A 13,377-nucleotide genomic window follows, 5' to 3' on the forward strand; every position below is an offset into this window, starting at 1 on the left:
GGCTAGTCTCGGACCCGTGCCTCATCCCGCCGTACGCCTGGTAGATATCCGCGAGACCGCCCTGGACCCCCAGGAGGTGCTGTCTGTTCTGGACGAGTCGGTCGACGGAGGGGTGACCCTGTTCGTGGGGAAGGTCCGTGACCACGACGACGACAAGACGGTCAGCGGGCTCGACTACTCGGCGCACCCGACGGCTCTGGCGCGACTGGCCGAGGTGTGCGACCGGATCGCCGAGGAGTACGACGTGCACGGCGTCGCAGCCCTACATCGCGTCGGAACGCTGGAGATCGGCGACGCCGCGGTGATCACCGCCACCGCGGCAGCCCACCGCGACGTGGCTTTTGCCGCCTCGCGGGCCCTGATCGACACGCTCAAGGACGAGGTGCCGATCTGGAAGCACCAACGGTTCGCCGATGGCTCGCAGGAGTGGGTCGGCTCTCCCTGAGTTCGAGCTGAGTTCGAGCTGAGTTCGAGCGGGGGCCTGTGACGCGCGTGTCCTCGCAGTCTGGGGCCGCCACGCGCCTACCCTCGTGCACGTGGAGATCCTCCTGTGGCTGGTGCCACCCGCTCTGGTGACGGTCCTGGCGATGCTGTGGGCCGGCTGGCGCGGGCGCGAACCGCGGCGCGACGAGAGCCGTGACGAGGCGGTACGCCGACTGGGGGAGGCGTTGACGCGCCCGAGCGGTCCCTCAGGGCGGGGGATCGGGCGCCTGCGCCGAGCGCCCGTGGCCCCCGGGTATCGCGTGCCTTCGGTGGCTCCCGACCCGAGCACGGGCGTCGCTGTACGCACTCCGCGCCGACCCGCGGACTGACCTCCGAGTTAACGACATCGATCGTCCGCTGAACCGGGGGCGCCGCGACTTGGGCGTGATGAGAAGGTTGACGCCATGAGCCAGCGGACGATTGCCGCCCTGACAGCGGGGCCGTTGCTGCTGATCCTCGTGCTGACGGCGGCTTTTGCGCCGCTTCCCTATGCGACCTACAGCCCCGGGCCCACCGTCGATGTGCTGGGGGAGGACTCCTCCGGTGAGGAAACGATCCAGATTCCCGGTCAGAAGACGTATCAGGACGACGGGCAACTGCGGTTGACCACCGTCTTCGTATCGGGCGTGGATGCCAACATGAGCATGATGGACCTGCTCCAGACCTGGATCAGCGACGACCGGGCGGTCTATCCCTATGACCTGGTTCATCCCGACGGGGAAACCCAGGAGGACAGCGACCGGGACGGTGCCGTGGCCATGGTGACCTCCCAGGATGCCGCCGTGGCGGTGGCGCTGACCGAGTTGGGCTATGACCTGAACCCCACCACGCAGGTGTCGTTCGTCGACCCGGGAAAACCGTCGAACGGCAAGTTGAAGGTGCGTGACAAGTTCGTCGCCATCAACGGCACGGACGTGAGCACCCTCGAAGACGTCTTCGCGGCCATCAGCGAGACTCCAACCGGTCAGGACGCGGAGGTCACGGTCTTACGCGGCAAGCAGGAGCGGACGATGTCGATCACGCCGATCGAGGTGGACGGCTCACCCCAGATCGGCATCAACATCGGAGTGGGTTTCGAGTTCCCCTTCGAGGTGGACATCAACGTCGATCCCGATATCGGTGGTCCCAGCGCCGGTCTGATGTTCGCGCTGTCGGTGTACGACACCCTGACCCCGGAGTCGCTCTCCGGCGGGAGCATCGTGGCCGGCACCGGCACCATCACCGCCGAAGGCCTGATCGGCCCTATCGGCGGCATTCAGCAGAAGATCGCGGGCGCACGCGACAGCGGTGCATCGCTGTTCCTCGTGCCCCGCGACAACTGCGGGGATGCTGTGGGCGCCGCGAACGGCGACATGCGGCTGGTGATGGCCACCAACTTCAGTGACGCCACCGACTCCCTCGAGGCCTACGCCGAGGACCCGGAGGCCGATCTGCCCTCCTGTGACGACCGCGAAGCGGTCCAGTGAACGAGCCCGTGAAGGACCCAGCGAAGGACCCTGTGAACGAATCACCGAACGAACCCACCGAATCCGCGAACGAGCCGTCCCACCCAGCCGTCGACCCGGCGTTGGTCAAGGCGGTCCTGGAGATCGAGACCCACATCGCCGAGGGTGGATGGGACCAGGGGGCACGCCTCTACGCGCTGGTCGACACCGCGGCGCTGGTCGACTCCGAGCCGGCTCTGGCGCAGGCGATGGGTCTGGATGCCGTGACGGAGGAGGGGTCGCTCACCGCGGTCGAGCAGGACCTGTCTCCCGAACGACCCTTGGAGGAGACCCTCGAGACCATCGCCTGGCCCGAGCAGGTCAGCGGTTGTGCGGCGGTGGTCGAGCGACTCGTTCTTCCCCCGGACGCGGACGAGAACGTGCCGGAGGATCCGACCGAGGCCCAGGAGTTCGCCCGCCAGCACCCGGACCGGCAAGAGGTCCGGATCGTCGCGGGAGCGACGCGTCAGGGGGCGACGTACTGCGCGATGCGCCTGCGGGCCCATGATGACGAAGTGTCCGTGGTGACGGGGGCCGACCTGGTGCCGGGGCTGGTGGCCCTGTTGAGCAGCACCCTCGAGGAGCACGACGAGCATGATGGGCAAGCAGATGTGTAGTCACAGCAATGAATCAGAGGAGCAACAGTGAGCGAGCTGTTCGACCAGGACCCGCGGGAGACCCCGCCCCCACCGCCGGAGACGCCGCGGCGTTCGCGCGCGTTGGCGGTCACCGGAGTGATCGTGGTGCTGGCCTTCTTCGGTCTCACGACGTTCTCGACGGTCTATACCGATCGGCTGTGGTACGGCAACGTCGGCTACACGCAGGTCTTTAGCACCCTGTTGTTCACCAAGATTGCGCTGTTCGTGGGGTTCGGGGTCCTGATGGGGGTGGCGGTCGCCATCAGCACGTACGTCGCCTATCGGCTGCGTCCCCTTTTCCGACCCAGTTCGCCCGAACAGAACAACCTGGACCGCTACCGCGACGCGGTGGCCCCGGTGCGCAAATGGCTGCTGATCGGGATCGCCGCGGTCGTGGGGCTCTTCGCGGGCGCTTCGGGGATGGGTCAGTGGCGTAACTACCTGCTGTGGCGCAACTCATCGCCGTTCGGTGAGGGCGACGCCTACTTCAACCGTGACCTCGGGTTCTACATCTTCGAGTTGCCCTGGTTGCACTACCTGGTCGACTTCGCGATGGCTGCGGCGCTGCTCGGCATCATCGCCGCAGCGTTGGTGCACTATCTGTACGGCGGGATCCGCCTCCAGGTCACCCGTGACCGGTTCTCTCCGGGTGCGCAGGCCCAGATCTCCGTGCTGCTGGGCATCTTCGTCCTGGCCAAGGGAGTGGACTACTACCTGGACCGCTATGACCTGGTGAACAACTCCAACAGCATCTTCACCGGCATGAACAACACCGCCTTCAACGCGGTGCTGCCCGCGAAGAACATCCTTTTGGGCGTCTCGATCATCTGTGCGTTCCTGCTGTTCCTCAACGTGTGGCGTCGCACCTGGCAGCTACCGGCGATGGGCCTTGCCCTGTTCGCCCTGTCCTCGGTGCTGCTGGCCATGATCTGGCCCGCCATCGTGCAGCAGTTCCAGGTCAAGCCCTCGGAGCCGGACAAGGAAGAGACCTTCATCCAGGCCAACATCGACGCCACCACGTCGGCGTACGGTCTGGAGGCGGTGGAGTACGAGGACTACTCGGGCACCCCCAGTCAGATCGACGACGTCTCCCAGCTGACCGGCAACATCTCGACCGTGCCGCTGGTCGACCCCCTCCTGGTGCGGGAAACCTTCCAGCAGCGCCAGCAGGGTCGCGCCTACTACTCGGTCGCGCCCGTGCTCGACGTCGACCGCTACGAGATCGACGGGGTCGAGCGACCCCTGGTGCTCGGTGCTCGTGAGTTGCAGCAGTCCGACATCGCCGCAGGCGACCAGAACTGGACCAACCTGGCCACCGTCTACACCCACGGCAACGGCCTGATCGCGGCGTACGCCAACCAGAGCGACGACGACAACACCGACTCTCGCGACCGGATCGCCTGGGCCGAGGGGTTGGAGCAGGACCAGAACGCCCTGGCCACCCTCGACGAGGAGGGCTACGAGAGCCGGATCTACTTCGGTGAGACCAGCCCCGAGTACTCCATCGTCGGTAAGTCCACCCCGGATGCCGACGCGGTCGAGTTGAGCCTGCCGAGCACCGACCCCGAGGTCGACAACCGCACGACGTACGACGGTGACGGCGGTGTCGAGGTCGGCAGCAACTTCAAGCAGTTGCTGTACGCGCTCAAGTTCGGGGAGCCGAACTTCCTGCTGTCCGGCCGGGTCAACTCCAACAGCGAGGTGCTCTACAACCGCACCCCGAGGGACCGCATCGAGAAGGTCGCTCCCTGGTTGACGTTGGACAGCGACGCCTACCCGGCGGTGGTCGGGGGTCGCGTGCTGTGGATCCTCGACGGGTACACCACCACCGATCGCTACCCCAACAGTCAGCGGGAGTCGTTCGAGACGATGACCACCGACTCGCTGCAGCAGGAGACCGGTCTGCGGACCCTGCCGACCGACGAGATCAACTACATGCGCAACGCGGTCAAGGCGACCGTGGACGCCTATGACGGGACCGTCACCCTCTACGAGTGGGATGACGAGGACCCGATCCTGAAAACCTGGCGCGGCGCCTTCCCCGACACCGTGCAGGACAAGGAAACGATCTCCGATGAGCTGATGGCTCACCTGCGCTACCCCGAGGACCTGTTCAAGGTGCAGCGCTACCTGCTGCAGAAGTACCACGTCAAGCAGGCCGATGCGTTCTACCAGGCCAATGAGCGCTGGAACGTTCCGCGGGACCCGAACGCTGACAGCCAGCTGCAGCCGCCGTACCGCCTGTTCACCGACCAGGACGGCGAGGCCGGGTCGAGCACCTGGTCGTTGACCTCGGTCTTCGTGCCGCGTGAGAAGACCAACCTGGCGTCCTTCGTCTCGGTCGACTCCGATGCCGAGTCCTCGACGTATGGACGGATCAAGGTCCTCGAACTCACCGACCCGAACGCGCCCGGGCCTTCCCAGGTGGCGAACGAGATGAGCCAGGAGTCCTCGGTGGTCGACGCGTTGCGTGACTATCGGGTCGCGGGTGCTTCACCGCCGCGGTTCGGAAACCTGCTCACCCTGCCGGTGGACGACGGCCTGATCTACATCGAGCCGATCTACGCCCAACGGCCCGGCAGCACGGGTAACACGGGTTTCCCGATCCTGCAGTTCGTGCAGGTCTACTACGGCGGGAACATCGGGATCGGTCAGAGCCTCAGCTCGGCTCTCGCCAACGCCCTCGGTGCCGCTCCTGTGCCCGTGGAGCCTGACCCGGAGGTGCCGGCCGAGCCGACCACTCCGCCGGACCCGGGTGCGGAGCCGGAGCCCGCGGGCACCGTCAACGAGCAGATCCGCGACCTCCTCACCGAGGCGGATGCCCTGTTCACCCGAGCCGACACTGCCCTGCAGCAGGGCGACAGCGTGAAGTGGGCTCGCTTGTCCCAGCAGGGCAAGGACAAGATCAGCGAGGCCGTCTCGTTGGCGAACTCGCGCGACAGCGCCGGTGACTCCGGCAACGAGTAAGCCACACGCTGGTTGAGGTGTGAGGAGCGTTAGCGACGAGCCTCGAAACCCAGTAGTCACCGCTCAAAAGGTCGGTGTGAGGCCACTCACCTCCACCCGATTTGGCACCTCCCAGACCATGCACTAACGTTCTTCTCAACGGCGCGGGGTGGAGCAGTTCGGTAGCTCGCTGGGCTCATAACCCAGAGGTCGTAGGTTCAAATCCTACCCCCGCTACTGATGTAGAACCATGAAGTCCCGTCGGCCAATGCCGGCGGGACTTCGTGCGTTCCGGCACGATGATCATCATGACCGAAGGACTGAGTGGCGGCGCCCGCGAGTTGGGGTTCCACCCGGTTGGCACCGAGTGGGTTCGCAGGTGACCGACGGGCGCGACCACGTGCGCCGCAGCAAGCGCTACTCATGGGACGCGACTGGCCACGGCTACCCCTTCTACGGACGTTGGGATTGGTGGCTGGGGACGCTGGCGACGGTGTTCCCGTTCGGGATACTCCTCGCCTTCCTCGTCACGTCCGCGCCGCTGAGAATCCTCATCGGGGTCCTCGCCGTCGCCGCTGCTGCCGAGTCGTCCAGGGCCGCCCTCGGGGTCTACCGAGCCAACGCCAACCACCGACGCCTCATCGCGGACGCGATAAGCGAGGAGATCGGTGTCGAGATCACCGTCAAGCAACTGGCCCACCTGAGCTACAAGTTGCACGCCGCCGCTGACGCCTCGGAGACGAAGCTGCCCCAGCGAGTCATCGACTCCTACAGCGCGCCTGACGGCAGCACCGTCGCGCTTGTCATGCGCCGCGACGGAACCGTCACGGCCGTCAGGAGACGCGACACCCGGTGACGCCGCGACCGGCGCAGATCTGCGGCATGACCTACGCCCTTCTCGCGGACACGCCCCTCGCCGAGTACGTCGCCGGACCCAGCACTGCTCGTGACCCTCGCTCGTCCAGGTAGGGCCCTCGGTCCACGTACGGCGTGAACTGGACTCAACGAGGTGCTCGGAGCCTCCGTGGAACGCCGGCGTCCACGGTCGATGCGCGGGCGAGCCTGACCTTCACGTCAACCAGATGGATGCCGTCCCCGCTGACGAGGACGGGATTCAGATCGAGTTCGGCCACCTCGGGTACGTCGGTGCCCAACTCTCCCAGAGCGAGAATCAGGCGCTCGAGGGCGTCGACGTCGACGCGCGGCGCTCCGCGATACCCGTCCAGTAGTGGCCACGAGCGCAGCGAACGCACCGCGCGGGCGACCGACCCGGCATCGAGCGGCGGGAGCAGGAAGACGCGGTCGGCCAAGAGATCCGTGGCGGTCCCTCCCGCGGCAACCATGACAAGGGGACCGAAAGTGAGATCGTGCACCAGGCCCAGTGCCATCTCCACCCCGGTGCACACCGGCTGCACGAGAACCCCGACCGGCGTCGGCTCCAGCTCGGCCTCGAAGGCACTGACCGTGTCCATGACGGCTGCCGGGGTCGTCAACCCGATCCGCACCAGGCCCCGGTCTGTCTTGTGCACGACATGCGGTGCGACGACCTTGACCGCGACCGGGAACCCGACTTCCTCGGCAGCTGCGGCCACGTCGACGGCACCGAACGCCACCGTCCCTAGCGGGTCCGCCCCGTAGGGCGCCAGAAGTGTTGTGGCCTGGGCCGGTTCGAGCCAACCCTCGGGGTCCGCACCGACCGCGAGGTGGCCACTGGCCCAGGACCTGGCCTCGATAGCCCGTGCGAGGTTCGTCGGCGCAGCATCGCTGCGGGGGACCTCGAGCCACGCTGCGTACCTGCTGACCTGGGTCAGCGCCTGGATCGCCGCCGTGATGGTCGGCAGCACGCTCACTCCCGGCGTTGCCGAGTCGAGCACCGAGGCGCCAATGACCACCAGGGTGACCGGAAGCTCGGGCTCTGATGTCCTGGCGTCGACCAGGGTCTGCACCAGTCGCGCAGGATCCCCTACACGAGTGGCGACGAGCACGACGAGCAGGGAATCGACCTCGCCGGACGCGAGCACCTCGCCGACGGCCGCCGCAAGGGTGACCGGTGTGGCGCCCGCACCCAGGTCCACCGGGTTCGCCGTCCCGGCGACCTCGGGTGCTCTCTTGCGCAGACGTCGTTGGAGGGCTGGAGACAGCGCGGGAACCACCAGTCCGGCCTTGTCGGCTGCATCGGCGGCCAGGATCCCCATCCCTCCCGCGTTGGTGATGACGGCGGTACGCCGACCCCTCGGCAGGGGTTGTTCGGCGAAAACGAGAGCGGCCTGGGCCATCTCCTCGACGCTGTGGCACGGGATCACCCCGCTGTGTCCGAACATGGCCTCGGCGGCCACGGGGGACGTCGCCGCGGCACCTGTATGCGATGCGCCGCCCCGTCCGCCGCTGACCGAACTTCCTCCGAGCATGACCAGCAATGGCTTGCGCTCAGAGAACCGTCGCGCCATCCGGGCGAACTTCGGCGCGTTACCGAACGACTCCAGGTAGAGGCCAGCCGCCGTCACCTCCGGATCGTCCATCCAGGCCGCGAGCAGATCGTTGCCCGACACATCGGCCTTGTTTCCCAGGGAAACGAACGTCCGTACCCCCAGCCCTGTTCTCACGGCAACGTCGAGCAGCGCGACGCCGACCCCACCGGACTGGGAGGCCAGGGCGAACCCACCGGCTCGCGGGACGAGATCACTGAAGGTGGCGTTCAGCCGCACGTCCGGGTCGTTGACCTGGACACCCAGGCCGTTCGGACCGATGAGTCGGATTCCCGCCTCGCGGGCCAGTTGAACCAGCTCGTGTTGTAAGGCGGCACCTGCTGGGCCAACGTCCGCGAAACCGGACGACACGACGACCACCAGGGCAACTCCAGCGGCCACCGCGTCGGCCATCACAGCCATCACCCGTCGGGCAGGCACCGCGATCACCGCGATGTCGATCCGCCCCGGGACGTCGACCAGGTGCGGGTAGGCCCGGACTCCGGCAACCTCGTGCTGGTGCGGATGCACCACGACGACCTCTCCGGTGAATCCACCCTCGAGGATCGAGTCGAGGACGGCGGCGCCGATGCCGGTGCCGGACCTGCTGACCCCGACGACCGCGACCGACCGGGGACGACTCAGCGGCGCCAGGGACCGTGCTTCTGAGAGGCACTCCCGAGCGTCGGCCGCGGCTACGGCTCGGGCTGAGGCCACTGTGGACATGGCCACGACGGTCACTCCGTGGCTGGCGGTCCGCTCCACCTCGAATCCCGCGGCTCGGAAGACGCCCGACATGGCGGTGTTCTCGGTCAGCACTTCCGCGGTGAAGCGGGGGATGCCGCGATCCCGGCCGGCCGCGGCCAGGTGTTCGAGGAGGAGGATCCCCACGCCGTGACCCCGGTGATCGTCGGCCACCAGGAAGGCGATCTCGGCCGAGGTGGCGTCGACGCGCTCGGCGGTGGCGACGGCAATCACCTGACCACCCACGAGCGCGACAAGTGCGATCTCGGCCGCCTCTCGGGAGAAGAGGTGCTCGACGTAGTGCTGTCCGCTGGCCCTGCCGCCCCCGAAGAAACGGAGCCGGTTGCTCGTCTCGGAGACGCCTTCGTGCAGCGCCTCGAGCGAGCTCCGATCGCTGGGTTCCAACGCGCGAATGGCTGCCATCGTTCCGTCGGTCAACAACACGTCAGCTGACGTCGCGGGCGTACTCATCCTGCTCCTCGTGGAGATCGGCGGCCGTGCTCGACGCACGGGCGTCCAGTCGACCGCGCGGGGCGCTCGATGCCTAGAGGCGAAGGTCTCAGGCCGTCGGGACCATCGGTTGACGCAGTCGCCCGCGAGGGGGAACCGGGGAGACATACGTGGGTCGCGACGAACTGCCCGGTGCGTAGTGACCATCGGCCCTGTTGGCCCCGAGCCTCTGCCGAGCAGGCTCTAGCCAGGAAGAGGGGAGCACCATGACTGGCGAACACGCTTCATCGAGATCAGCACCAAGCCATCGACTCGGACCAGCGGAGGAGTCGTACGACGATGCTCAGCCGCCCACACCTGGGACGAGCAAGGTAGCGATGGTGAGTCAGGTTCAGCCCGCCGCTTCTCAGATCCGTCGCATCGTGGAGCTCGCCAGCCGGGCACCCAGCGTTCACAACACCCAGCCCTGGTGGTGGCGTGTCTGGGGGACGACGCTCGAGTTGCGCACCGACCCCAGCCGGCAATTGTCGAGGAGTGATCCACTCGGCCGGAATCTGATGGTGAGTTGCGGAGCAACCCTGCACCACGCTCAGGTGGCGGCTGAGTCCCTCGGATGGGTCAGCACCGTGACGCGCCATCCCGGTGGCCCCGACCCCACCCTGGTGGCCAGCCTGGGATTCCGACTCGGCGCCACACCCGACGTCGACTTTCAACGCCTGATCGAAGAGCGATGCACCGACCGGCGGCGCTTCACGTCGTGGCCGGTGCCGGACGGGCGGTTGCAGCAACTCGCCGCCGTCGCCAACGTGTGGGGCGTTCGTGCCCTTCCCATGACCGACGTCAGTGACCGCTCGACGGTGGAGCGTCTGGTGGGCAGGGCCCTGGAGTGTCAGTCCACGGATAGGGGCATCTCTATCGAGCAGCGCGAGTGGGTCGACCACAGCCGGCAGGACGGTGTCCCGTCGACGGTCCTGCCGGACACGGAGGCGACCGAAGGAGAGCGAGGTCGTTTCGGCGCCGGTTCGGTCCAGGACTCCGCCCGGGAGATCGAAGGTAGTGACGGACTGATCATCATCAGTAGCGCCCGCGACGACAAGGACTCATGGCTCAGAGCTGGTGAGGCATTGAGCGCCCTGTGGCTGGCTGCCGTTCAGGACGGGCTCTCGATCGTGCCGCTCAGCCAAGTCGTCGAGGTTGACGAGACCCGCGTGGCACTTCAGAACGAGGTGTTGGGTGGAATCGCTCGACCTCTGATCCTGGTCCGGGTCGGGTGGCAGTCGATCAGCCGCAGTGAACTCCCGCGCACCTCGCGCCGACCCTTGGGGGCCATTCTCGACCTTTCGCGGACGGACAACGAGACACAGGAACCACGATGACCACGACCCACCAGGTAGCGGCCGCGCCAGACCACGAGAGCCTGCGGCCCCCAGCGCCGCTGGTCTATGACTTCGCGGACGGCGGAAGGCATCAGAAGGAGTTGCTGGGCGGGAAGGGCGCGAACCTCGCCGAGATGACCAACCTCGGCCTTCCCGTGCCGCCAGGGTTCATCGTGTCCACTGACGCCTGCCGCGCCTACCTCGCCGACGGGTTCGAGCCTGCCCGGCTCCTCGGAGAGCTCGAGAACCACCTCTATCGCCTCGAGACCGCCACCGGGCGTCACCTGGGTGGTGCCCGGGACCCGCTGCTCGTTGCGGTGAGGTCGGGGGCGAAGTTCTCGATGCCGGGAATGATGGAAACAGTGCTCGACATCGGGCTCAACGATGAATCGGTGGAGGGCCTCGCGCGCCAGAGCGGAGACGCGCGTTTCGCCTGGGACTCCTATCGGCGACTCCTACAGATGTACGGCACGACGGTGCTCGGCGTGGACGCCTCGGCCTTCGCCCGCGAACACGACCGACTCAAGGCCGAACTCGGCGTGGGCGCTGACCGCGGCCTCGGCGTAGGGGACCTGCAAGGCCTGGTCACGACGTACCGAGGACTGATCCGCGACGCCACCGGGCAGGACGTTCCCTCGGACCCGCGCGAACAGTTGCACGCCGCGGTACTCGCGGTCTTCGACTCCTGGAACACCGAACGGGCGGACCTCTATCGTCGCCGCGAGCACATCGACCAGCACCTCGGCACCGCCGTCACCGTCCAGGCCATGGTGTTCGGCAACCACGGCGACGCGTCCGGATCGGGGGTCTGCTTCACACGGGACCCGTCCACCGGCAGACAAGGGGTGTACGGCGACTACCTGCCCGACGCCCAGGGTGAGGACGTCGTGTCCGGGGTCCGCGACACCCTCGACCTAGCCGAACTCGCCGGGATCAACCGCCCCGCCTACGACCAACTGCTCGGCGTGATGGACACCCTCGAGCAGCACTACCACGACATGTGCGACATCGAGTTCACGATCGAAGACGGTCATCTGTGGATCCTGCAGACTCGCGTGGGTAAGCGGACCGCCGAAGCGGCCTTCCGCTCCGCCGTGGCCATGGTCGACGAAGGGCTGATAGACCTCGATGAGGCCGTGCGACGTGTCACCGGGGCCCAGTTGGCTCACCTGATGTTTCCCTGCTTCGACGCCACCCGGCCATCCGTGCTGCTCGCCATCGGCACAGGTGCCTCGCCCGGCGCGGCGGTGGGGCGCATCGCGCTCGACTCAGCCACGGCCGAAAGGTGGGCCGAGGCCGGTGACCCGGTGATCCTGGTACGCGCCGAGACCAACCCCGACGACCTCCGCGGGATGCTGGCGGCCCAAGGAATCGTCACCGCCCGAGGGGGCAAGACCTCTCACGCGGCCGTGGTGGCCCGGGGGATGGGTCGCACCTGTGTCTGTGGCGTTGAGTCGATGGAGATCGACACGAACTCCCGCGAAGTCTTCCTCCGGGAGGGTCCGACGCTTCACGAGGGAGACACCGTGTCCGTGGACGGCACCACGGGCGAGGTGTTCGCCGGAGCCGTTCCGGTGGTCGACTCTGCGGTCGTCGAGCACCTCGGGACCTCCGCCGGAGCGGACGACGACGACCTCGTGGCCGCCGTCTCGAGGATCCTCGACCACGCCGACTCGGTACGGCGACTGCGTGTGCACGCCAACGCCGACAACGGCCCGGACGCGGCTCGAGCACGCCGCCTCGGCGCCGAGGGCATCGGGCTGTGCCGCACCGAGCACATGTTCCTGGGTGAGCGCCGCCAACTCGTCGAGGACCTCATTCTGGCCGAGGGCCCAGAGGTTCAGGGCACCGTCCTGGAGCAACTGCTCGTCCTGCAACGACAGGACTTCGTCGAGATCCTCGAGGAGATGGACGGACTCCCGGTCACGATTCGACTGATCGATCCGCCGCTGCACGAGTTCCTTCCCGACCTGACCGAACTGTCGGTGCGCGTTGCCGAGGCAGGGGACTCGGCGTCGGACGACCGGGACCGCCGACTGCTCGTGTCGGTACGACGACTGCACGAGCAGAATCCGATGCTCGGACTGCGCGGCGTCCGTCTGGGGATCGTCATCCCCGGCCTGTTTGCCATGCAGACGCAGGCACTGCTGGAGGCCGTAGCCGACCGTATCGACGCAGGGGGCGATCCCCGGCCGGAGATCATGGTGCCGCTGGTCGCGAGCAGTCGAGAGCTTGCCGTGGTGCGCGAACAGTTGCTGGGCATCGTCGATGAGGTCAGGTCGAAGCGGGGCATCGACATCGATTGCCCCCTCGGCACGATGATCGAGGTGCCCCGGGCCGCGCTCACCGCAGACCTCGTCGCGGAGTCGGCCGAATTCTTCTCCTTCGGCACCAACGACCTCACCCAGATGACCTGGGGTTTCTCACGTGATGACGTGGAGGGCGCCTTCTTCGACATCTACCGGCAGCGCGGCATCTTCGACGAATCCCCCTTCGAGACGCTCGACGTCCCAGGCGTCGGGTCGCTGGTCAGCACGGCGGTCCGGCTGGGACGACTCACCCGCCCCGACCTGGGCCTCGGGGTGTGCGGGGAGCACGGCGGCGATCCGGCGTCCATCCAGTTCTTCGACGCGGTCGGGCTCGATTACGTGTCGTGCTCGCCCTACCGGGTGCCCATCGCCCGGCTCGAGAGTGCTCGCGCCGCGCTCCAGGCTCGCGACCGGTGACGGAGTTCTTCACCCTCGAGTCAGCTCGAGTTCGGACCTATTGCGTCGCCCGAGTGTGAATGTGT

At 67.3% G+C, this 13,377-nt stretch carries 9 protein-coding genes and 1 tRNA gene; 9 read left to right on the forward strand and 1 reads right to left on the reverse strand.

Annotated features, from left to right (window positions below; translation table 11 throughout):
- Positions 1–16 precede the first annotated feature (16 nt).
- The 7 genes from ACYVLV_RS09280 to ACYVLV_RS09310 all read left to right on the forward strand — a co-directional run bounded on the left by ACYVLV_RS09280 (position 17) and on the right by ACYVLV_RS09310 (position 6,407).
- Positions 17–445 carry a molybdenum cofactor biosynthesis protein MoaE gene (locus tag ACYVLV_RS09280; protein ID WP_460809358.1) on the forward strand — a complete coding sequence of 143 codons (429 nt, stop codon included), beginning with the start codon at positions 17–19 and terminating at the stop codon, positions 443–445.
- A gap of 91 nt (positions 446–536) precedes the next feature.
- Entirely contained in the window at positions 537–812 is a 276-nt protein-coding gene (locus tag ACYVLV_RS09285) for a hypothetical protein (protein WP_460809360.1), read from the forward strand.
- A 75-nt stretch (positions 813–887) separates the two neighbouring features.
- Entirely contained in the window at positions 888–1,949 is a 1,062-nt protein-coding gene (locus ACYVLV_RS09290; protein WP_460809362.1) for a YlbL family protein, read from the forward strand.
- A gap of 32 nt (positions 1,950–1,981) precedes the next feature.
- Complete coding sequence (locus ACYVLV_RS09295; protein ID WP_460809364.1) at positions 1,982–2,584, forward strand: PPA1309 family protein; 603 nt, start codon at positions 1,982–1,984, stop codon at positions 2,582–2,584.
- 27 nt (positions 2,585–2,611) lie between these two features.
- Positions 2,612–5,572 carry a UPF0182 family membrane protein gene (locus tag ACYVLV_RS09300; RefSeq protein WP_460809366.1) on the forward strand — a complete coding sequence of 987 codons (2,961 nt, stop codon included), beginning with the start codon at positions 2,612–2,614 and terminating at the stop codon, positions 5,570–5,572.
- Positions 5,573–5,714: 142 nt separating this feature from the next.
- Positions 5,715–5,788, forward strand: a tRNA-Met gene (locus ACYVLV_RS09305).
- Positions 5,789–5,930: 142 nt separating this feature from the next.
- Positions 5,931–6,407: a hypothetical protein gene (locus ACYVLV_RS09310; RefSeq protein WP_460809367.1), complete on the forward strand. Its 477-nt coding sequence runs from the start codon at positions 5,931–5,933 to the stop codon at positions 6,405–6,407.
- Between the two features lie 145 nt (positions 6,408–6,552).
- On the opposite strand, the gene ACYVLV_RS09315 is transcribed toward ACYVLV_RS09310, so the two are convergent.
- Entirely contained in the window at positions 6,553–9,231 is a 2,679-nt protein-coding gene (locus ACYVLV_RS09315) for a bifunctional acetate--CoA ligase family protein/GNAT family N-acetyltransferase (RefSeq protein WP_460809369.1), read from the reverse strand.
- Positions 9,232–9,590: 359 nt separating this feature from the next.
- Between ACYVLV_RS09315 and ACYVLV_RS09320 the strand changes: the two genes are divergently transcribed.
- Together ACYVLV_RS09320 and ppdK are read left to right on the forward strand one after the other, a co-directional pair.
- The gene (locus tag ACYVLV_RS09320; RefSeq protein ID WP_460809370.1) at positions 9,591–10,586 is read left to right on the forward strand and encodes an Acg family FMN-binding oxidoreductase; all 996 of its coding nucleotides are present in this window, start codon (positions 9,591–9,593) and stop codon (positions 10,584–10,586) included.
- Positions 10,583–13,312, forward strand: a complete 2,730-nt coding sequence (gene ppdK / locus ACYVLV_RS09325) for a pyruvate, phosphate dikinase (protein ID WP_460809371.1) — start codon at positions 10,583–10,585, stop codon at positions 13,310–13,312. Before ACYVLV_RS09320 ends, ppdK begins: the two co-directional genes overlap by 4 nt.
- The last annotated feature ends 65 nt before the right edge of the window (positions 13,313–13,377 follow it).

The sequence above is a fragment of the Nocardioides salsibiostraticola genome, from assembly GCF_054783655.1.

Bases quoted from the DNA above. Each gene is read 5' to 3' on its own strand.
- ACYVLV_RS09290 (WP_460809362.1), top strand. From the start codon at position 888: ATGAGCCAGCGGACGATTGCCGCCCTGACAGCGGGGCCGTTGCTGCTG.
- ACYVLV_RS09315 (WP_460809369.1), bottom strand. From the start codon at position 9,231: ATGAGTACGCCCGCGACGTCAGCTGACGTGTTGTTGACCGACGGAACG.
- ppdK (WP_460809371.1), top strand. From the start codon at position 10,583: ATGACCACGACCCACCAGGTAGCGGCCGCGCCAGACCACGAGAGCCTG.